The 18,467-nt window shown below is 66.9% G+C and carries 20 protein-coding genes; 8 read left to right on the forward strand and 12 right to left on the reverse strand.

Features of this window, described 5'->3' with window-relative positions; all coding sequences use genetic code 11:
- Positions 1 to 210 precede the first annotated feature (210 nt).
- On the forward strand, positions 211 to 492 hold the full coding sequence (locus AKJ09_RS36910; RefSeq protein ID WP_146652541.1) for a hypothetical protein: 282 nt from the start codon (positions 211 to 213) through the stop codon (positions 490 to 492).
- Between the two features lie 112 nt (positions 493 to 604).
- Positions 605 to 1,090, forward strand: a complete 486-nt coding sequence (locus AKJ09_RS36915) for a hypothetical protein (RefSeq protein WP_146652542.1) — start codon at positions 605 to 607, stop codon at positions 1,088 to 1,090.
- A gap of 440 nt (positions 1,091 to 1,530) precedes the next feature.
- Here AKJ09_RS36915 and AKJ09_RS36920 read toward each other — a convergent pair whose 3' ends face one another.
- Entirely contained in the window at positions 1,531 to 1,737 is a 207-nt protein-coding gene (locus AKJ09_RS36920) for a hypothetical protein (protein ID WP_146652543.1), read from the reverse strand.
- 218 nt (positions 1,738 to 1,955) lie between these two features.
- Here AKJ09_RS36920 and AKJ09_RS36925 point away from each other — a divergent pair, with 218 nt between their 5' ends.
- On the forward strand, positions 1,956 to 2,699 hold the full coding sequence (locus tag AKJ09_RS36925) for a hypothetical protein (RefSeq protein WP_146652544.1): 744 nt from the start codon (positions 1,956 to 1,958) through the stop codon (positions 2,697 to 2,699).
- A gap of 66 nt (positions 2,700 to 2,765) precedes the next feature.
- Here the strand turns inward: AKJ09_RS36925 and pdxR are convergent, their stop codons facing one another.
- Positions 2,766 to 4,244, reverse strand: a complete 1,479-nt coding sequence (gene pdxR / locus AKJ09_RS36930) for a MocR-like pyridoxine biosynthesis transcription factor PdxR (RefSeq protein ID WP_146652545.1) — start codon at positions 4,242 to 4,244, stop codon at positions 2,766 to 2,768.
- A 64-nt stretch (positions 4,245 to 4,308) separates the two neighbouring features.
- Here pdxR and AKJ09_RS36935 point away from each other — a divergent pair, with 64 nt between their 5' ends.
- Positions 4,309 to 4,905, forward strand: coding sequence for a GNAT family N-acetyltransferase (locus tag AKJ09_RS36935; protein WP_146652546.1), 597 nt, complete (start codon positions 4,309 to 4,311; stop codon positions 4,903 to 4,905).
- 16 nt (positions 4,906 to 4,921) lie between these two features.
- Here AKJ09_RS36935 and AKJ09_RS36940 read toward each other — a convergent pair whose 3' ends face one another.
- Positions 4,922 to 5,830 (reverse strand): LysR family transcriptional regulator, encoded by a 909-nt coding sequence (locus AKJ09_RS36940; RefSeq protein WP_146652547.1) that lies wholly within the window; start codon positions 5,828 to 5,830, stop codon positions 4,922 to 4,924.
- A 105-nt stretch (positions 5,831 to 5,935) separates the two neighbouring features.
- On the opposite strand from AKJ09_RS36940, the gene AKJ09_RS36945 reads away from it, so the two are divergent.
- Together AKJ09_RS36945 and AKJ09_RS36950 are read left to right on the forward strand one after the other, a co-directional pair.
- On the forward strand, positions 5,936 to 6,451 hold the full coding sequence (locus tag AKJ09_RS36945) for a hypothetical protein (RefSeq protein ID WP_146652548.1): 516 nt from the start codon (positions 5,936 to 5,938) through the stop codon (positions 6,449 to 6,451).
- On the forward strand, positions 6,399 to 7,463 hold the full coding sequence (locus AKJ09_RS36950; RefSeq protein WP_338035041.1) for a DNA-3-methyladenine glycosylase 2: 1,065 nt from the start codon (positions 6,399 to 6,401) through the stop codon (positions 7,461 to 7,463). The genes AKJ09_RS36945 and AKJ09_RS36950 overlap by 53 nt, the downstream gene beginning before the upstream one ends.
- A gap of 32 nt (positions 7,464 to 7,495) precedes the next feature.
- Here AKJ09_RS36950 and AKJ09_RS36955 read toward each other — a convergent pair whose 3' ends face one another.
- The 9 genes from AKJ09_RS36955 to AKJ09_RS36995 form a co-directional block, all read right to left on the reverse strand.
- Positions 7,496 to 8,137, reverse strand: a complete 642-nt coding sequence (locus AKJ09_RS36955) for a hemerythrin domain-containing protein (RefSeq protein ID WP_146652550.1) — start codon at positions 8,135 to 8,137, stop codon at positions 7,496 to 7,498.
- The gene (locus tag AKJ09_RS36960) at positions 8,094 to 8,411 is read right to left on the reverse strand and encodes a hypothetical protein (RefSeq protein WP_146652551.1); all 318 of its coding nucleotides are present in this window, start codon (positions 8,409 to 8,411) and stop codon (positions 8,094 to 8,096) included. The genes AKJ09_RS36955 and AKJ09_RS36960 overlap by 44 nt, the downstream gene beginning before the upstream one ends.
- A gap of 207 nt (positions 8,412 to 8,618) precedes the next feature.
- Positions 8,619 to 9,458, reverse strand: coding sequence for an META and DUF4377 domain-containing protein (locus tag AKJ09_RS36965; protein WP_146652552.1), 840 nt, complete (start codon positions 9,456 to 9,458; stop codon positions 8,619 to 8,621).
- 166 nt (positions 9,459 to 9,624) lie between these two features.
- On the reverse strand, positions 9,625 to 11,028 hold the full coding sequence (gene accC / locus AKJ09_RS36970; RefSeq protein ID WP_146652553.1) for an acetyl-CoA carboxylase biotin carboxylase subunit: 1,404 nt from the start codon (positions 11,026 to 11,028) through the stop codon (positions 9,625 to 9,627).
- Between the two features lie 4 nt (positions 11,029 to 11,032).
- Complete coding sequence (gene accB, locus AKJ09_RS36975) at positions 11,033 to 11,491, reverse strand: acetyl-CoA carboxylase biotin carboxyl carrier protein (RefSeq protein ID WP_146652554.1); 459 nt, start codon at positions 11,489 to 11,491, stop codon at positions 11,033 to 11,035.
- Between the two features lie 201 nt (positions 11,492 to 11,692).
- A complete protein-coding gene (locus tag AKJ09_RS36980; RefSeq protein WP_146652555.1) occupies positions 11,693 to 13,093 on the reverse strand; it encodes a hypothetical protein in 1,401 nt (466 codons plus the stop codon).
- Positions 13,094 to 13,151: 58 nt separating this feature from the next.
- A complete protein-coding gene (locus tag AKJ09_RS36985; RefSeq protein WP_146652556.1) occupies positions 13,152 to 13,562 on the reverse strand; it encodes a hypothetical protein in 411 nt (136 codons plus the stop codon).
- 257 nt (positions 13,563 to 13,819) lie between these two features.
- Positions 13,820 to 14,329, reverse strand: coding sequence for a type II 3-dehydroquinate dehydratase (aroQ, locus tag AKJ09_RS36990; RefSeq protein ID WP_146652557.1), 510 nt, complete (start codon positions 14,327 to 14,329; stop codon positions 13,820 to 13,822).
- Positions 14,330 to 14,334: 5 nt separating this feature from the next.
- Positions 14,335 to 14,691, reverse strand: coding sequence for a roadblock/LC7 domain-containing protein (locus AKJ09_RS36995; RefSeq protein ID WP_146652558.1), 357 nt, complete (start codon positions 14,689 to 14,691; stop codon positions 14,335 to 14,337).
- A 340-nt stretch (positions 14,692 to 15,031) separates the two neighbouring features.
- Between AKJ09_RS36995 and AKJ09_RS37000 the strand changes: the two genes are divergently transcribed.
- A complete protein-coding gene (locus tag AKJ09_RS37000) occupies positions 15,032 to 16,861 on the forward strand; it encodes an aconitase family protein (protein ID WP_146652559.1) in 1,830 nt (609 codons plus the stop codon).
- A 130-nt stretch (positions 16,862 to 16,991) separates the two neighbouring features.
- Entirely contained in the window at positions 16,992 to 18,461 is a 1,470-nt protein-coding gene (locus AKJ09_RS37005) for an ATP-binding protein (RefSeq protein ID WP_146652560.1), read from the forward strand.
- Positions 18,462 to 18,467: the final 6 nt, after the last annotated feature.

The following is an 18,467-nucleotide window of genomic DNA, read 5'->3' on the forward strand; positions in this document are numbered from 1 at the left end:
TGGGTGCTGGCGGTGGAGACGAGCTCCTCGTCGTGCGCGACGACGTCGGCGTAGGAATCGCCGTGTGTGCGTCCACTCGGCGGCCCAGGCTCGGGCGCCCGAAAGGAGTTTGTGGAGGGGGATGCGGCTACGGCGCGGCGACGACGCCGCTTCTGCTTTGACGGGTCGTGCATCGTGTTCATGCCCTGCGCGACGCAAACGGCATACCCGGTGAGAGCTCTGCCCGAGCCGCAGACCTCGTCATCCCAGCTCACGAGCGGGACGCTGGCCGCACTGACGGGGCCGGATCACGAAGGGACGTGGGAGGTTCTCGGAGACGGTGCAGGGCACGTCGAGCCGATGGATGACGCGACGATGACGGTGGACGCCATCTGGATTCGCTCGAACGGCAGTGAGTTCGCGACCGGCATCACCATCGAGGCGCGAACGCGCCTGCACGCGATGCATCCGACGAGTGTCAGTGAAGCGTGGCTCCTCCCCGCGGAGCCGTAACGGTCGCGCGCCGCCGATATGGCTCCTTCGGAGGCGCGAGGTCCCCGCGCTCTCATGGACCTGCGTTCACCTTGCGTGACCTCCAAGCGGTGCTACGTGAGCTCGGAAGGATATGGATACGGCAAAAATTCTGGTCGTCGCTCTGATCGCTGGACATGCTGGACTCGTGGCGTGTGCATCGCAGGCCAACACGGCATCGAGCACGACGATGACCGCCGCGGACGTCTCGTCGCCATCTGTCGCGGAGTCGACCGAGTCGGCGCCTGACTCGCGAGAGGCCGCGCCTCCTGCCAACGTGACCGAAGCGAAGCTCGAAGAACTGCCTGGGCAGGTCGCCTGCCGCACGTCGAACAGGGACGACGGCACGAACGAGCTTCGCCTGGAGTGGAGCGGTACGTCGGCGACCGGCACGATGCGGACGATCGCGCCGAGCGGCGAGATCACGACCCAGCGCGTGAACGCCGAGCGCTACCGCGGCGCGATCATCGTCGACGAGCCTGGCCAGCAGGATCTCGTCTCGCACGTCGCGATCGTGATGCCCACGAACGGTAAGCAGGCGATGCGCGTCGGCTCGGGCGCGTACGTCACCTGCGAGTGACGCACTCCCCGCGTCCGAGCCCCATCCGTCCAGCACGACCTCGCGGCGCTGCGCTCGGGCCCCTTCGTCTCCCGCTCCTCGTTAGCCAAGCAACTCCGCAGCCTTGGCAAGATCCGACTGACATTGCCGGCCCGCCCGACCCGCGTTGTCGCTCGTCTAGCTGAGTAACTCCGCAGCCTTGGCAAGATCCGACTGACATTGACCTCTCCGACTCGATGTCCGCGGAGCTCCGACTGACATTGCCGGTCCGTCCGACCCGCGTTGTCCGCTCGTCTAGCCGAGTAACTCCGCAGCCTTGGCAAGATCCGACTGACATTGACCTCTCCGACTCGATGTCCGTCGAAGCTCACTGTCGGTCGGGTCTAGTCCCAGCCGGTCGGGTCTAGTCCCAGCCGCAGTCGAACTTCACTGTCGGTCGGGTCCGCCCTCGACGTTCAATGTCATCGAACTTCACTGTCGGTCGGGTCTGAGCCGCGGGCGGCGAGGTGCCGCGGTCGGTCGCAGGCGAACGTGCCGGCGAGCGCCTTGGTGGTCGCGTCGTACGATTGGCGGAGGTCGTCGTCGAAGTTGGTCAGGCTCGTGACGGGATCGTCGTTGCATCGAAGGAAGATCTGGCCAAGCGCCGTCGAGGCGAGGTCGATGAACATCGTCTCAACGGCGTTGGCAGGAACCGCGCGTAACCGAGCCGAGTGGCCACCGCAGCGCGTGGTCTCTTCGTCGGAGCACGAATTTCACGAGCATCCTATCGGGGCAGGCCGGACGACGGCAGATTTTTTCCGCTGGTCCTGATGATCGCGGGCCGGCCGCACTTCATTCACGCGCGTCGGGCGTTGACGATCCGTAGAACGAGAGTGACCCTGGTGGAATGACGACGCACGAAGCTCCGAACGCGCCCGAGGCCCCCGTTTCGCGCGACGAGATGATCACGATGGTTTCTCGTGCACACAAAGGAGCGTCGTACGCAGAGAGCTCACTCGCGGGGAAAACGCTCGCCGCGCAATCGAAGCTCCCGCGTCTCATAGCCGAGAATCTCGGCGCCGGATTCGGGCAGTGGGACTTCTTTCCGGAAGCGACGGCCATCGTGGACTTCGCGCACGCCTACGTTCCGCCGGCGAACGAGGAAGACGTCTGGGCGCTCGCGCGCTCGTGGGCGTCCGACGACGCGGCGGGGCGTCAAACGCTCCTCGCGCTCGTGGGGCGCGATATCTTGGAACACGAACTTCGTCGCGTCGCCGTTCCGAAGCTCCGCGAACTCTTCGACGAGCCGCGGGCAAGCCGCGCTCGCGCGATCCGCACCGAACTGGGCCTTGCGACCCCCGCGCTCGCACCGATCAAGGACGAGGCCAAGGCGACGAAAGTTCCGACGCCCCGCACGGAGCGTGCTCCAGCAAAAGCCGTCAAACAGCCGATTCCAACCCGAATGCCTCCCCCGGAGTTCAAGCGTCCCGCAAAGGCGGCGCCTCCGCCGCCACCGAAACGCTTCCAGCATCCCAAGTTCGGTGAAGGCGAGCTCCTGTCGCAAGCAGGCGAAGGACCGGAGTCGAAGCTCACCATCAAATTCGAGCGCGGACCGGTCACCGTCCAAGCCAAGTACGTGACGGAAATCTAGAGCGGCTCGTGATCCGTGACCGACCGCGTCGAACGGTGGCTCGGCACGCGGTGCCTCCTCGAGTCGTCAACGAGGTCGTCGTTTCGATGCGGACGTGGAGACCGTCACGAGCGCGTCGCGCATGACGCGCAGCGACGCGCGTGCTTCGGCTTCAGTGAGCGAGGCGAATCCAAGCCGGAGGTGTGAATCCTCTCCGGCCCGCAGCTGAAGGGAAGCTTCTGGGATGACGAGGACTCCTCGCCGGAGAGCCTCTCGTGCGACGGCGCTCGCATCGCTGCCGAGAAGCCCGAGCCAGATGGCGAGGCCGCCGGTCGGCGTGGCGAACGAGCCGAGCCCGCGTGCAACGACGAACTCGCGGAGCGCCTCTACCATGGCGTCCCGACGTCTTGCGTAGACCTTGCGCGTTCGACGGAGGTGTCGTTCGAGCGCGCCGTCGTCGATCCAGTGGGCGAGGGCTAGCTGAGCGAGCCCATCGCACGCGCGGAGGCTGGCGCGACGGAGACGAGAAAGCCGAGCAACCAGACTTTCCTCGGCGGCGACAAAGCCCACGCGCGCCGAGGGAAAGAGCGCCTTCGCGAGGGTCCCGACGTAGACGACGTGCCCAGCGCCGGGATATGCGGCGAGCGGTGCGGCGGGCGCCGCCGCGTAATGATATTCGTGGTCGTAGTCATCCTCGATGACCATGATCCGGGCGCGGGCGGTAATGCGCAGGAGCGCCTCGCGCCGCTCGCGGGTGAGCGTCACCGTGGTGGGGAACTGGTGAAGTGGGGTTGTGTAGAGTGCACGTAACGGCTTGTCGCGTGTGATGCGTTCGAGCGCGTCGACGGAGAGCCCGTGCTGATCGACCGGGACGGGGACCAGCTCGGCGCCTGCGAGGCGAAAGGCCTCCCATGCCGGCGGATAGCCGGGGCACTCGACCGCCACGCGATCTCCGGGAGAGACGAGGAGCTCGGCCAATGAGTGAAGTGCGTCCTGGGCGCCAAGCGTGATCGTCACGGCGCGCCCGGCGATGCCTCGGACACGGCGAAGGTACGTGGCGAGGGCGCGGACCAGGCGAGGGTGCCCTTCGACGTCGACGGCCTCGAGTGAACGGCGCGTGCGATCCCGGAGGGCGAGCGCGTAGCACGCGCGTAGCTCATCGACCGGAAACAGGCGCGCATCGGGACCTGCGTTTGCCAGCGAGACGCGTGCCTCGGGGAGGACGTCCATGCCCGCGTGTCTCGCCGCTCGCCATACGAAGCCCGTGGGAGGACGCTCGGCGACTTCGCCCTTGGCTCGGAGGTAGGCATCCGGCGATACGGCGCTGACGCGATAGCCACGGCGCGGCTCGGCCTCGATCCACCCCTCGGCCGCGAGCGTTTGCAGCGCCGCCATGACCGTCTGGCGATGCACCTCGTGATCTCGCGCCAGCTCGCGCGTCGAAGGCAGTAGTTCGCCCGGGCGCGCGCGACCGGTCGCTATCGCACGGCGGAGCGACGTGGCGAGGCGGCGCGTCTTGGGAGAGCGGCCGGAGAGGGGATCGGCAGCACCTAAGGCTCGGATCATCTGGTCGAATGAGAATGGCACATCTGGTCGAAATTAGGTCGACCAGGCGTGCTTGCCTTTCTGCATGCAACTCACTCCCGTCGTTCTCGAAGGAATCCGCGTTCGCCTCGAACCGCTCCGCACCGATCTTCTCGACGAGCTCGCGCGCGCAGCGCTGTCCGCTCCGGTCGAGCTGTGGACGTACATTCCCTATCGAATGGGGTCACGCGAGGATCTCGGCCGGCTCTTCGAACATGCCATGGCGATGCACGAGGCGCGGAGCGGGATTACCTTTCTGACGCGCCTCCGCGCGACCGGAGAGGTCGTCGGTGGCACCAGCATGCTCTGCGTGGACGCGACACATCGGCGTTTGGAGATCGGCTTCACGTGGATCCTACCGCGGTGGCAGCGCACGTTCGTCAATACGGAGGTCAAACTCCTCCAGCTCACCCACGCGTTCGAGGTCCTTCGCGCGATGCGTGTCGAGTTCAAGACGGATGCGAACAACGCTCGCTCACGCGCCGCGCTCGGACGACTCGGCGCGACGGAGGAGGGAATGCTCCGGCGTCATATGTTCCGTTGGGATGGGAGCGTCCGCGACTCGACGATGTTCAGCATCGTCGACACGGATTGGCCGCTCACCAAGCCGCGGCTCGAGAGCCTCGTCGGAGTGACGCCGTAACCTGCCTCCTGGCGCATCACCTCCTGTTGCCGGAGCCGTCACGCCGCTCGAAGAGCGAGGCTGCGAAGTCGAGAAACGCGCGGGTCTTTGGCGGGATGTTGCGGTGCGCGAGGTAGAGAGCATGGATCGGCCGCCCCGCGACGGCGTGATCGGCGAGGACCTCGACGAGGCGTCCGGCGCGTAGATCGGCGTCGACGATGAAGTCGAAGAGCCATCCGACGCCAGCGCCTGCGACCAGCAGATCGCGAAGGAGAACGCCCTGATCGGTTCGCACGCGCGCCCGCACTTCCACGTCGCGCACGCCGTCTTCGTCGCGAAGTCGCCAGGGAAGGGGCCGACCATTGCGTACGAAGACGACGCCGTCGTGACGCTCGAGCTCCTTCAGCGTTCGTGGCGTCCCATGGCGCTCGAGGTAGCTTGGCGCCGCGCAGCACACCATTCGGGCGATGCCGAGACGGCGCTTGAGAAGCGACGAGTCGTCGAGGTCGCCGAGCCGGATGACGACGTCGATCCCTTCGGCCGCGAGATTGGTCAGCTCGTTGCTCAGGACGAGCTCGACGTCGAGCTCTGGATAGCGCGCGAGGAGCTTCGGCAGGGCAGGAGCCAGAACGAGCTGGCCGACGACGACAGGCGCATCGACGCGAAGGCGCCCTGCGGGACGCGCTCGGCTGCGTTGCACCGCCTCGGCAGCATCCTCCAGTTCACGCAGCACGCTGCGACAACGGCCGAAGAAAAGGCGTCCGTCCTCGGAGAGCGACAGCGCACGCGTCGTGCGATGAAACAGCGCGACGCCGAGCTCACGTTCGAGTTGGGCGACGCGTCGGCTCACCGCCGATGGTGTGAGCCCCAGCCGTTTGGCGGAGGCGTTGAAGCTTCCCGTTTCTGCGGTCTGCACGAATGCCTCGATGTTTCCCAGCCGGTCCATCGATGCGCAGTATACGTCGCGCGTCGAGCATGCACCGCACGCACGGGTCCCGTGCACAACTCGCAAAAGGCGCACGCGGGCTCTCGAGGCTAGGTTCCTTCCACCATGTTCGAACCCCGCACGAGACCCACCGATTCACGCAGCTCGGCGACGTTGATGGCGTATGCCGCGCTCGTGATGACTAGTCTGCACCACGCCTATGGCGCCTTCCGGTACGACACCCCCTGGCGCATGCACGCAGCGATCGTCGCCGTCATCGGGGGCGGAGCAATCGCCCTCGCGGCGCGCGTCTACGATGCGCGGCCAGACGCTCCGCGTGGGCGAGTCGCCGGTTGGGTGTTGGTCGCGCTCGTGCTCGTCTTGGTGGGTATCGGACTCGGCACCTTCGAGGGCTTCTACAACCACGTGGTGAAGAACGCGCTCTTCTTCGGCGGTGCCTCGGTACCGACGATGCACCGGCTTTATCCGCCGCCAGCGTACGAGCTCCCGGACGATGCAATCTTCGAGCTGACGGGCATCGCGCAGACGATCCCCGCGTTGTTGGCAGCGATCGCCGCCGTCCGTCTCGGTGCCCGATTGCTCCGTCGCGAGACGCTGCCTGGCGTGCTCAGTACGGACTGACCACCCGGGGTCCCCGGGCGACAGCGAGGAGCTCTCCGGCGGTCGGCTTCCCACGCGGGCGCCGTTTCACCTCGAGGCCACCGTCCGCGTTCTGCAGCGCAGACCGTCGAACGTGGTCGACGTCTGGGAGGACGACTACTACCTGCGCGTGTTGCCCGCTGGGGGCGACGAGCTCGTTCTCTTGAGGGTGGAGAACCGAGGAACGATCGACGAGCCTGACGTCCAGATTTCGGTGCAACACGGTGACGAGGCCTCGGCGTCAGGCGCCGGGGTCGTGCAGATCGTCCGTATGATCCTCGGCCTCGACATCGACCCTGAGCCGATTCGGGTCCTCGGCGAAGCCGAGAGCAAGCTTCGTCTCACGGCGATGGCGCTGCGTGGCATGCGCCCTCCGCGCTTTCCCACTCTGTTCGAGGCGTTCGCGAACGTCGTGCCTTTCCAGCAAGTCAGCCTCGAAGCGGGGTTGGCGATCACGGGACGGCTCGTCGAGCGCTTCGGCAGGTGCGTCGAGGTCGATGGCCGCTCCTTCCATGCGTTCCCGACGCCGGGGGCCGTCGCCGAGTCGCGCCTTCCGACGTTGCGCGCATGTGGTCTCAGTGCACGCAAGGCAGAATCGCTGCGGGGCATTGCGCGGTCGATCGCGTCTGGTGAGCTGAACGGGGAGACCATCGCCTCGATGAGCACGTTGGACGCGCTCCGGCGGCTCCTCGAGCTTCCGGGCATTGGTCCCTGGAGCGCGGGGCTCGTGTTGCTACGCGGCCTCGGGCGGCTCGACGTGTTTCCATCGGGCGATGTCGGCGCCGAACGCGGGCTCCGGAGTCTCTTGCATCTCGGTCCGCGGGCGGCGTTCGGCCGCGCCGTCGAGCGGTTCGGCGACCTCCGCGGCTACGTCTACTTCTACAGTCTCGGGAGTAGTCTCCTCGCGAAGGGACTCATTCACCCCGCGCCGCCCGCACCTCGCGGCCGCGGATCTCCTGCGCCCAGACCGCGCCGATCACGCGCGGGGGCGTAGAATCAGGCGTTCTTGGTGAAGTAGAGATGGCGTCACGGAGCCTGCCGACGTGCCCGTAGCTCACGGACGATTGCTTGCTGCTCCTCGACGGTGAGCAGCGAGCGGATCGCCGGGAAGACGAGGAGCTCCTCGGCCTCGAGGTGTGGCTCGAGCTCGGCGCGAAGCCGCCGTGCCACCCCTGCTAGCTCGACGCGCACGATGGCGGCGCCAGGCTCGCTCCGGAGCGCCGCGCACAGCTCGCAGAGTCGACGGACCGGACGAACGTGGCGGTCGTGCTCTTCGCTCATGCGCTCGAGTGCACGGTCGAGGTCGGGCGAGCGACCATGAAGCCGGGGCAGCACGCCCTGCTCCTCGTCCTCGACGTGGAGCGGTAGCGCTTCGGAGAAGTAGCGCTGGACGCGCGCACTACCGTCGGCCACCTCGTCCTCGGAGACGTTCGGCCGTTCGCCGATCGAGACCGCGATCTCGAGAAACGAGCGGATCCTGCCGTGGCACGCAAGGAGGAGATCGACGAGTTCCTCCGAGTGCCGCTTCCTTCCGATGGTGAACAGCATCTTCGCGGCTAGCGTGGTGCCAGAATAGGTATTGACTTTACCTGTATCGAACTCGAGCTTGGCGAACAGCTCGACGTCAGGACGGGGTGGCTGCCCACAGCCTGCAGTAGGCTTCTGCATCGATGGGGCCCTTCACCACCTTGCAGCCTCCACACGCGTTCGGGGCGCCAGGCAGGTAGTGCATGCACCCGCTGCACTTCTTTGCGGGATCGGGGGCATGCTCCACATAGCCCGCCATGTCGTTCCGAGCCCGCACGTCATCGGCAGAGAGGCCGGAAACGTCATTGCAACTCGGCTTCGACTTGCACGCGGGAAGCAACTGAGAGGCGAGCGCCGCAGTGGAGAAGAGCGCGAGGCGGCGAATGGCTTCACGTCGGTCGATCGGGTCCTTCATGGCACCAGGGTGTAGGGTCCGAGGTCGTGCCTGTCGATGGTCACGCGGCCGATTTCGGCAACTTGCCGCGCCGTGACAGAGAACTCGAACCCGGCGGTGGAGAGACGAGTCGAAACCAACCGAACCGACAAAATGGAAACAGGCAGGCTCCGCGAGGGAGGCCCGCCTGCTTCTTTCGGGTTTCGGCGGCCGCTGCCTACTTGCCCGCTACTTGCTTTGGGGCTTCACGATTTCACTCTCCACCACCATGTCGAGAACGTAGGCGATGGACGAGGCGTCGGCCGGCGCAGGATTGCGCTTGAACTTCTTCAAGCGAAGGACCTTGCGCTCGCCTTCACGGAATTCGAAGCCCTCGATGTTCTCATAAAGGAATTGCCATTCTCCTGGCGGAGACTGCTTGATTCCCTGAGCGTCATAACGAATCTCGCGAACCTGAAGGCATTGATAGTTCGGGATCATCGCATGAGGGCAGGTGACCCGCGCGGGCGCGATCTCGAGGAACATCGTTTCGCCAGCCCCACCGTAGCGCGTCGTCGCCGTGGGCTCGCCAACCCAGATGGAGGTCTCGCCGGAGGGCGATGCGAGATGCATGCGCAGCGGCGTTGCCGTGTCGATCTTGGCCTGCAGCGGTTTCGCGAGGAGTGCACCGATGGCTTGATCCGCTTGCATCAGGGCCGGCTCGCAAGCTTTGCGCGTCGAGGCGAGTTGGCTGATCGTCACCGTGTTCTGCGTGTCGAGGGCGTAACCGCCGCCCATCGAATTGCAGCCTCCGGCCACGGCGGCGCGACCGTTCTCGAAGCTGAGTGTCAGCGTGTGCTTCGCGTCGGGGAAGAGCGCGTCGAGGCGTTTCCCCTGAGCGTCGGTTGCCGACTCGAGCGTCCAACGATTCGCGGTCAGCGTGGTGCTCAGCGTTTTGGCGTCGACGCCTTCGGCGGGCGCGCTCGTCGGGGCGTCCGCGCTGGTCGCCGGAGCTTTGCTGTCGTGAGCGCAGCCGATGAGCGCAAGCGGAAGAAGAGAAAAGAGCGGAAAGAAGAAGCGTATGTTCATGCCGACCTCTTGGCAGAAAACGCGACCAAGCGCGCCACCTTACGCCAATGAGCTCGAAAAACGCCGCGCGAGCGCGAGCGTAGTCCTCGCGAGCGCGACCGGACAAACGCGAAACGGGCAGGCTCCGCGAGGGAGGCCTGCCCGTTGTCGCTTCACGAACCGAGAATCAGAGGTGCGGCGCGGCGAGGATGCGCTCGATGGTGCGCGTCGTCATCGTGCCTTCGCGAACCTCGGGATCCTCGAGGAGCATCTTGTGCAGCTCGATGTTCGTGCGGATGCCACCGACGATGAACTCGTCGAGGGCACGGCGCATGCGCGTGATGGCCTCGATGCGCGTGGGCGCGTGGACGATGACCTTCGCGAGCAGCGAGTCGTAGTGCTGGGGAACGGTCCAACCGCCGTAGACACCGGAGTCGACGCGGATGCCGGTGCCGCCGGGCGGGAAGTACTCGGTGATGAGTCCCGGCCAGGGGGCGAACGTACGCGGATCTTCGGCGTTGACCCGGCACTCGATGGCGTGGCCGCGGAAGTTCCACGGGCGCGTATCGGGGAGCTCGAGCTTTTCGCCGGCCGCGGCGCGGATCTGGAGCGACACGAGATCGAGTCCCGTGACCATCTCGGTGACGGGGTGCTCGACCTGCACACGCGTGTTCATCTCGAGGAAGTAGAGGCGCTTGTCCTCATCCATGATGAACTCGAGCGTGCCGAGCGTGGTGTAGCCCGTGTCGCTGACGGCGCGCCGAATGACTTCGCCGATCTCCTGTCGGAGCTCCGGGGTCATCGCGGGGCTGGGAGCCTCCTCGATGACTTTCTGGTGGCGGCGCTGGAGCGAGCACTCGCGTTCACCGAGCGTCCAGACGCCGCCGTGCTTGTCGGCGAGAACCTGGAACTCGATGTGCTTGGGGCGCTCGACGAACTTCTCCATGTAGACGTCGGGGTTCTTGAACCCGACTTCTGCTTCGCGCGTCGCCTGCGCGAAGTTGGAAGCGACTTCGCTTTCGCTGCGGACGATGCGCATGCCGCGCCCGCCGCCGCCGCCCGAGGCCTTCATGATGATCGGGAAGCCGATGCGCTTGGCCTCCTCGAGCGCGTGCTCGGCGTTGCGCAGGACTTCGCTGCCCGGGAGCAGCGGAAGGCCAAAACGCTTCGCGTTCATGCGCGCGGTAACCTTGTCGCCCCAAGCCTGCATGGCTTCGGGCGTCGGGCCGATGAAGGTGATTCCGCACTTGCCGCACAGGCGTGCGAACTCGGCGTTCTCCGAGAGGAAGCCGTAGCCCGGGTGAATCGCGTCTGCGCCGGTGATCTCCGCGGCGCTGATGATGGCCGGGATATGGAGGTAGCTGCGCGGGGAAGGGCCGGGGCCGATGCACACGGCTTCGTCCGCGAAGCGAACGTGGAGCGCACGAGCGTCGGCTTCCGAGTGGACGGCGACGGTGGCGATTCCGAGCTCGCGACACGCGCGAATGACGCGCAGCGCGATCTCGCCGCGGTTGGCGATGAGGATCTTCTTGAAAGGGGGCGTCGCGGGCGGTTGGGACCACGGCGCGCTGCTCGACGGAGGCGCGCTCATGCCCTCAGGCCTTCTTCATCCGGAAGAGTTTCTGCCCGAACTCCACCGGCTTGCCGTTCTGGGCGTAGATCTCGACGACCGTGCCCGAGAGCTCGGCTTCGATCTCGTTCATCAACTTCATCGCTTCGATGATGCAGAGCGTCTGGCCCGGGCGAACGACCGAACCGACTTCGACGAACGACGGCGCGTCCGGGCTCGGCGATCGGTAGAACGTTCCGACGAACGGGCTCGTCACGTCGATGACGTCGCTCGGCGTCTCCGCGGCGGCAGGAGCAGCTGCAGGAGCAGCGACGCCAGCAACCGGTGCGTGGCCAACGTGGTGGAAGGTATCGGCCACGAGGGTGCGTACACCGCCACGAACGATGCGGACGCGGACTCCCTCGGACTCGTGTTCGAACTCCGCGACGTCCTTCTCCGTGAGGACCTCGAGCAACGTGCGCAGCTTGTCGATATCGACGGTCATGGCGCGGCGCAAGGTAGTCGGGTCCGCGCGTTCAGGCAAAGGGGAAGGGCCGCGAATCGATCTACGCAGACCCCGAAAGGAAAAGGGCCCGCCTGGACGGGCCCCTTGCCGGATGTCGTCGCTTCGCCGAGAGCCTCCGCGATGCTCAACGTCGCGTTGCGTCGCGTTGCGTCGTCGCCCATTCGCGGGGCGCTACTTGCGTCATAGACCGCTCAGGATCGCCATTCGGCTCCACGTCATGTCGGTGCCCGCCACGCAGTCCGTGTTCGGGTTGTCGGGGTGGTTGAAGCCTCCACTGATGTCACGCGCCTGATATCCGACCCGCGGCAATCCGTCGGGTGTCAGTGCGATCGAGGGGCTGTGCAGGAACCAAGCTCCGACCGTGCAGTTGGGATAGAGGAAGATCTGGTCGGGGGGGATGTCGCCGCCGAGCTCGACCTTGGTGAGACCCCAGTTCGAGTCCTGGTTCGTGCACACCGCGTCATCGCAGTGCAAAAGGCCGATGTTGTAGTTGAGCGTATAGACGAGGCGCGGGTGGTCGTTCTTGTCGACCGCGATGTCGATGCCCACGTCGATCTGGTCGAGGTCGCTGAGCACCGTGGCGGTCCATCCCGATTCGGTCGTGCAGTTCTCGTTGCACTCGGCGTAGAGAAGCTTCCTCTTGCCCGCGTTGTCCTTCGCCAAAGCGGCTACGCGCGGTGCGCCTGACTTGGTGAGCGCCATCGTGACCATTGGCTTGATGGCAACGGCTTCGTACTCGCTGGTGTAGAGCCCGATGAGATCGAAGGGCTGCCAGCTCGCGGCCTTGTCACAATTCGCGTCACACACGGCGTACGCAGCAGTCGTCGTCACGGTGCCCGATTCGTCCTTCACGTCGTGCGCCATCGCCACGTGCGCGCGTCCATTCGCGTCGAAGCGGAGGGTGCCGCGCTGCCAGATGTCGTCGGCGATCTTGCTCTTCGTCCAGCTCGACGCCGAATGGCAGTCCGCATCGCACGCCATCCAGTGCGTCTCCGGCGTGCCCTGGCCGATTCCGAGGTAGGCGACGTAGCGGTGCATGAGGAAGCGCGGATGGCCCGCACCGTCGAGCGTGAAAGACTCGCCGGTGACCTCCTGGTCGCTGTCATGCTTGAAAATCGGCGTGCTCGTCCAGCTCGCCTGCTTGCTGCAGTCGCCTTCGCACGATGTATAGTACACGCTGTAGTACGCGTTCAGCAGCACCGACGGCTTTCCGTTCGCGTCGAGCGTCAGCATCGCATTGGTGACCGTGCCATCCGTTTCGAAGCGCACGACGGACACCGCGTCGGCGCCGCTGCAGTCCGCGGGGCAGTACGCGTAGTACGCGCCGCCGCCGGCGTACGCCGGGTAGATCGCGTGGATGCCGCCCTTCGCGTCGACTTCGAGGCTCGGCGCGGCCGTGTTGTCGGGCTCGCCCGTCGGTAGGAAGAAGCGGTTGGCGGGCGCCGTCGTGCCGTCGCCGCCGCCGTTGGGGCCTCCGGCGCCACCGTTCGTTCCGGTGTTCTTGCTGGTCGTGCACGCGCCGAGCGCCAGCGCGAGGGTGAGGGCGGTTGCGAACGTCGAGGCGTAGGTACGATGGAACACTGTCATTCTCCGTCGAAGGTCCAAGTCGAAAGGTCGAAGGGCGCGCCCGTGCGCGCGGTCACTTGTCGGCCAAACAAGCGTCGAGCTCGCTCTGGCAGTGCTGCTGCATGCAGGTGTCGTCGTTGCATGCGTTGGCGTCGAGGCAGTCGCTGAGCGCGCGGATGTACTGGAGGCCGGACTGCGAGGCGTCGTCTCCGCAGTGACCCGTGCACGACTGGTTGTCGCCACAGTTCGCGATGCACTGGATGATGCCTGCGCAACCCACCGTGCCCGTGCCCGGGCCGCCCTCGTCCGGAGGCGTTTCGTTGCCCGTGCTCGGCTTGCCGGTCCTTGGCTTATCGTCGTCGACCTTCGAGCCTCCGTCCGTCGTCCCCGTGCTGGGGTTGCCCGTGCCGGTCGTCTTCACGGTGCAAGCGACGCTCGCGAGAGCGAAAGCCAGCGAAGCGACGCCGATGAGATGCGAACGCATGATCCGAAGAACCTCCCTAAGGGCCGCGTGCTCGCGGCGGTCCGTGACGCATGACAGCTTGGACCTCCTCGATGACTGGAGGATGACCACGCCGTCCTTCGTTGAGCGTCACGGTGCGGCGCCCCGCGGAGCCGCGTTCCTAAATGGTTCCTCAGCGGATCTTCAAAGGATCCTATCGCTGCGATTCACGCGGCTCGTGTGTGCGATCGCGCCCCTGCGAGGCACGTCCCGCGCGCGTGTCACCCGTTCGGACGACGCTATCGGCTAGCGCGTCGGTCGAGCCATCGGACGAGGCCCTCGAGCGCGAGCACGTAGCTGTCGGGCCCGAAGCCGCTGATTTTGGCGACGCAGGCAGGCGCGACCATCGACTTGTGACGGTACGCCTCGCGCGCCTCGGGGTTCGAGACGTGCACTTCGATGCACGGGACCCCCACGGCCTTCAGCGCATCGAACAGGGCGAGCGACGTGTGGGTGTAGGCGCCGGCGTTGAGGAGCAGTCCGTCGTAGACGCCTCGCGAGCCGCCGATCCGATCGAGCAGGGCGCCTTCGTGATTCGACTGGAACGTGTCCACGTCGACACGCAGCTCGCTTCCTCGGGCGACGAGGCGCGCATGGATGTCGTCGAGCGTGTCGCGCCCGTAGATCTCCGGCTCGCGCGTGCCGAGCAGCTGCAGATTCGGACCCGAAAGGACGAGGACGCGTCGCCGGTTCGGACGCGTCGCCTTCTTCGACGCGCTCGGTTTCGCGACGGCCTTCTTCGTTGCCACGCGGCTCAGAGCTCGGCGAGAAGCTTCGGCGCCGCCGTTCGCATCAGGTAGCGGCCCTTGCCGAAGTTGCCTTCGGGGGTCATCGCCAGGGCGAGGAAGTAGGTCTCGCCGAGCGTGCGGATGAGCGTGATCATCTTGTCGGTGCCGACGGCAATCTCGTTGGCCGTCCCGGCCTCGAGCATCTCCGAGGCGCGCTTGATCGAACCGATGACGACGCTGAACTCGATGCCGATCGTGTTGATGTCGAACGGCGAGTCGCTCTTCGCGTAGGTCTCCACGGCGATACCGCTCGAGTCCATGAGCAGGCCGGCGAGCCCACCTTCGGTTCCTTCGACGAGATCGCGGAGAGCCTCTTTGAACATGGCCCACGACGTTACGGGGTTGGCGTTTCGCGCGTCAACCTCCCTCGTCCCGGCAGCCCGAGGCGGCGGGCCGAAGCGGAGAGGCACGCGCTCGAGCCTGGTCCGGTTTGTGTCCGGTCTGTGCCTGTTTACCCTCGTTCGGCGCGTTTCGAGGCCCTGGAAGAGGCTGGCAGCGCGGGCGTAGGTGCGATTCAAGGTTTTTACCGGCCTGCACGGTCGAGCCAGAAGCCCGGTTGGCATGCCTTTTAAGTCCCTGGAAATGCGAGCTCTTGACCCTCCAGGGTCCGTACGTTTAAGTTCGCGCGACGATGCGTGCACGAGCTGGGGATCCCCCCGCACGATGGCTCAGAAGATTCTCGCCGGCAGATGCGCCGATTCCACGTTGTCGGGGGATTTGGTGCAGGTCAAGGTCGACCAAATCGTCCTTGCTCGCGCGCCACTCAGGGCGGTCGCCGAAGCGAGGGAAGCGGGCCTCAAGAAAACCACCGCTGAGGTTGCGATTGCCTACGACACCCATGGCGTGTCGTCGACGGCGACCCGCGCGCGGACCGAAGAAATGCATGCCGCCACGGCGGACATGCTGGCCCATGGCATTGTCCTGGCGCGGCCGGGCGTCGGCTTTCCGGCCCCCGTTCACCTCGAGCGTTTTGCCAGCCCCGCACGCCTGTGCGTGACGGACGAACCGCGCCTCGCCGGCGTGGGCGGTATCGGCATGCTGACCCTCGTGGTGTCGCCGGGCATGCTTGCGCAGGCGCTCGCCCAGGGCTCGATTCTCGTGCGCCCGCCGCGCAGCGTGCAGGTGCTCCTCTCTGGGCGTACGCGCCCCTTCGTTTGCGCGCGTGACGTTGCGCTCGAGCTCATTCGTCGTGGTCTCGGCGAGGCCGTCGGTCGGATCGAGGCGCAGCACCAGGCGCCCGTCGTCATCGAGTTCGCGGGGCCGAGCGCGCGCCTTCTCTCGGTATCGGAGCGCGCCGTTCTCGCGTCTCTCGCGCCTCAGCTTGGCGCTGCCGGCGCTCTCTTCGTGAGCGACGAGCGGACCGAGGTGTTCCTCCGCGATCAGCGCCGGAGCAAGGCGCATCGCGCGCTCATCCCGGACGCGGGCGCTCCCTGCGACGAGGTCCTCAACGTCGACCTTGGTGCCGTCGACCCGCTGTACATGGATGAAACCGGCGCCGTGCGCTCGGTGCGAGACCTGGCAGGCAAGCCCGTTTCGCAGGTCCTCCTCGGGGGCGACAGCGGCGTCACCCTCCGCGATCTCTTTGCGGCGGCGATGCTCCTCAAGTCGAAGCGCGTACCTGCGCGCGTCGAGTTCCTGGTGGCGGTGCCCTCGCGGCAGATGTTGGAAGTGCTCGCCTCGAGCGGCGAGCTCACCGACCTCATCGCGACCGGCGCGCGCCTCATCGAGCCCGATGCTCGCGTGATGAGCGGCGAGCTCTATCCCCCGGCACCAGGCGGCCTCAGCGCCCGTACGCACGATCTCGAGCCGGGCATGGCGTCGCCGAAGTCGGTTGTCATCGCGTCTGCCGAGACCCTCGCCCACGCCGTGGCCTACGGTGAGATGGGCGACCCGCGCAGCAGCTTCAAGCGCCCCGTGCGCGCCACGATTCCGCGCGCGCTCCCGACCGACGACGTCCTCGTCGTTCGCGATCGCAAGGGAACGGGCGAGGCCGGCAAGAAGGCGGCGCTCGCGACCACCGCGCCGACGCCGTGGAAGGGCAGCCAGACGCTCGAGCTGCTCGAGGGCCCTGGGCACATTGCGAACGGCAAGCAGCCGCCGCCGCCCCCGGCCTCGTCACGCAACGTCTCCGAGATCGGCGGCTTCGCCGTCGTCTGCTCGACCCTCGACGAAGTGCGCGAGCTCGCGGGACGCGCCGTGGAGCTCGCTCCGTCGCTCCGCGCGGTTCTCGCTCCGTTCATTCCGAGCGGCGCGGTCTCGCTCTTCAGCGGCGTCGGCATCGCGGCCCTGCGTTTGGACGCCGCGGGGGCGAAGAGCGTCAAGGGCCAGCGCACCGTGGCCCTTCCTCCGCCCGCGCAGTGGTCGGAGAAAGAGCCCACGGTCATCTCCTTCGGCACACAGAAGGTGCCGCTCACGTGGCTCGCCCGCGGCCAGGAACGGGCCTGGGCGAGCGCTGGGACGGCGCGCCCGCCGGCCAAGCAGGCGCGCGGCTGAGGCAAATCGAAGCGCGTTCATCCTCGGCCCCCTCGCTCGACAAGGGGGGGGCGCGACCAAACGCGATGGGCCGGGATGAGGCTGGCGGTGGACCCGTCCATTCTCCTATCCTGGCGGAAGGAGGCTCGTCGTGACCAAAGGGCGCCTGACACGGCAGGAGCTTAGCTGGCTGCTCACGCAGGAGGCACAGCACGCCGCGGAACGTCTTCGTTCCGGCGTTCAAGTGCTGCGCACGCACGCACCGCCACCACCGCCCCCGCCGGATGCGGCCATCACGAACGCCGATCCGTCGATGCATGTCGACGCGTCGCTCGACGCGCTCGACGACGTGATGCGCATGCTCTCGAACCTGAATCAGCGTTCGAGTAGCGCCGCATCTCCGCCTCGCCGAGGTCGCATCGATCTCGCGGCGCTCCTCGTGGAGATTGCGCCCGAAGCGCGCGTCTCGATCGAGCCGGGCAGCGGAACGGAGGTCTTCGGCGACGAAGCCGACTTCCGGCGCATGCTGCAGGTGATGCTCGGTCACGCGAGTGGCGAAGGGCAGGCCGCCACCGTTCGTCGTGACGGTGACGACGTGCGCATTTCGGTGAGCCTCGGCCCCGATGCGTCACCCACGGCCGAGACCGAGCGCGCGTGGCTCAGTCGCATGGCGCTGCGTTACGGTGGTCGCTACGAGCTCGAAGGCGGCACCGAGGTCTTGCTGTTCCCGGCCGAGGGCGCCGTCGACAAGAGCGAGCGCGAGGCTCTCCGACGCGAGCTCGACGAGGCCCGCAAGCAGGGCGAGGTGTACGCGCGCGAGCTCGCGGCGGTGTTCGAACGTGGCGAAGATGTCGCGTCCGTATCGTCCGTACCGCCCCCCCACGGCGTACAGCCCGCCACGCGTTTCGCCACGGTGACCAAATTGTGTGCCGGTGTCGCGTCGGAGCTCCGTGCGACGCTCGGTCCTGTTTCGCGCGACCTCGCGGGGTTGCGTCGTCACGACGTCACCGACGAGCAGCTCGACGGTATGCGTCGGCGCATCCAACACGCCAAAGAGATGGTGGCGAGCCTCGCGAACATCGGCAATCTCGACGCCGAGGAATTCGCGGTGGAAGTCGATCTCGCGGAGGCGGCGCGCGCCGCCCTGCGCGACTCGGCGGCCGTTGCGGAGCGCGGTGGCGTCAACGTCGCGATGCAGACGAAGGGCGAGGGGGGAGCCTACGTTCGCGCAGGAACCAAGGCCGTGGCGGCGCTCGTGCGAGAGCTCGTCATGCACGCTGTCGCCGCGTCTCCGCGCGGTGCCACCGTCGATGTCGCCGTGCTGGCCGAGGAGAGCGCGACGAGTGGTCCGGGGTTCGTCGTCGACGACGCGGGACAGCCGCTCCCTGCCTCGGCACGTCGCGCATTTCTGGCGCTCGAGACGCACGCAGGGGCCTACGGTCGGCCGACCGGCCTTCCCATCTTCATGGCCGCCGAGCTCGCCGCCTGCCAGGGCGCGGTGCTCGAGCTTTCCGACTCTCCCCTCGGGGGCTCCGTGTGGCCGTTCGCTTCGCGGCGCGATGACCAACTGGCGATCGTCACGATCGCGGATTTGCGAAACCTCCGAGCAAGGTTAGGCTGACGCCTC

Source organism: Labilithrix luteola (assembly GCF_001263205.1).
In the GTDB taxonomy this organism is placed as follows: domain Bacteria; phylum Myxococcota_A; class Polyangia; order Polyangiales; family Polyangiaceae; genus Labilithrix; species Labilithrix luteola.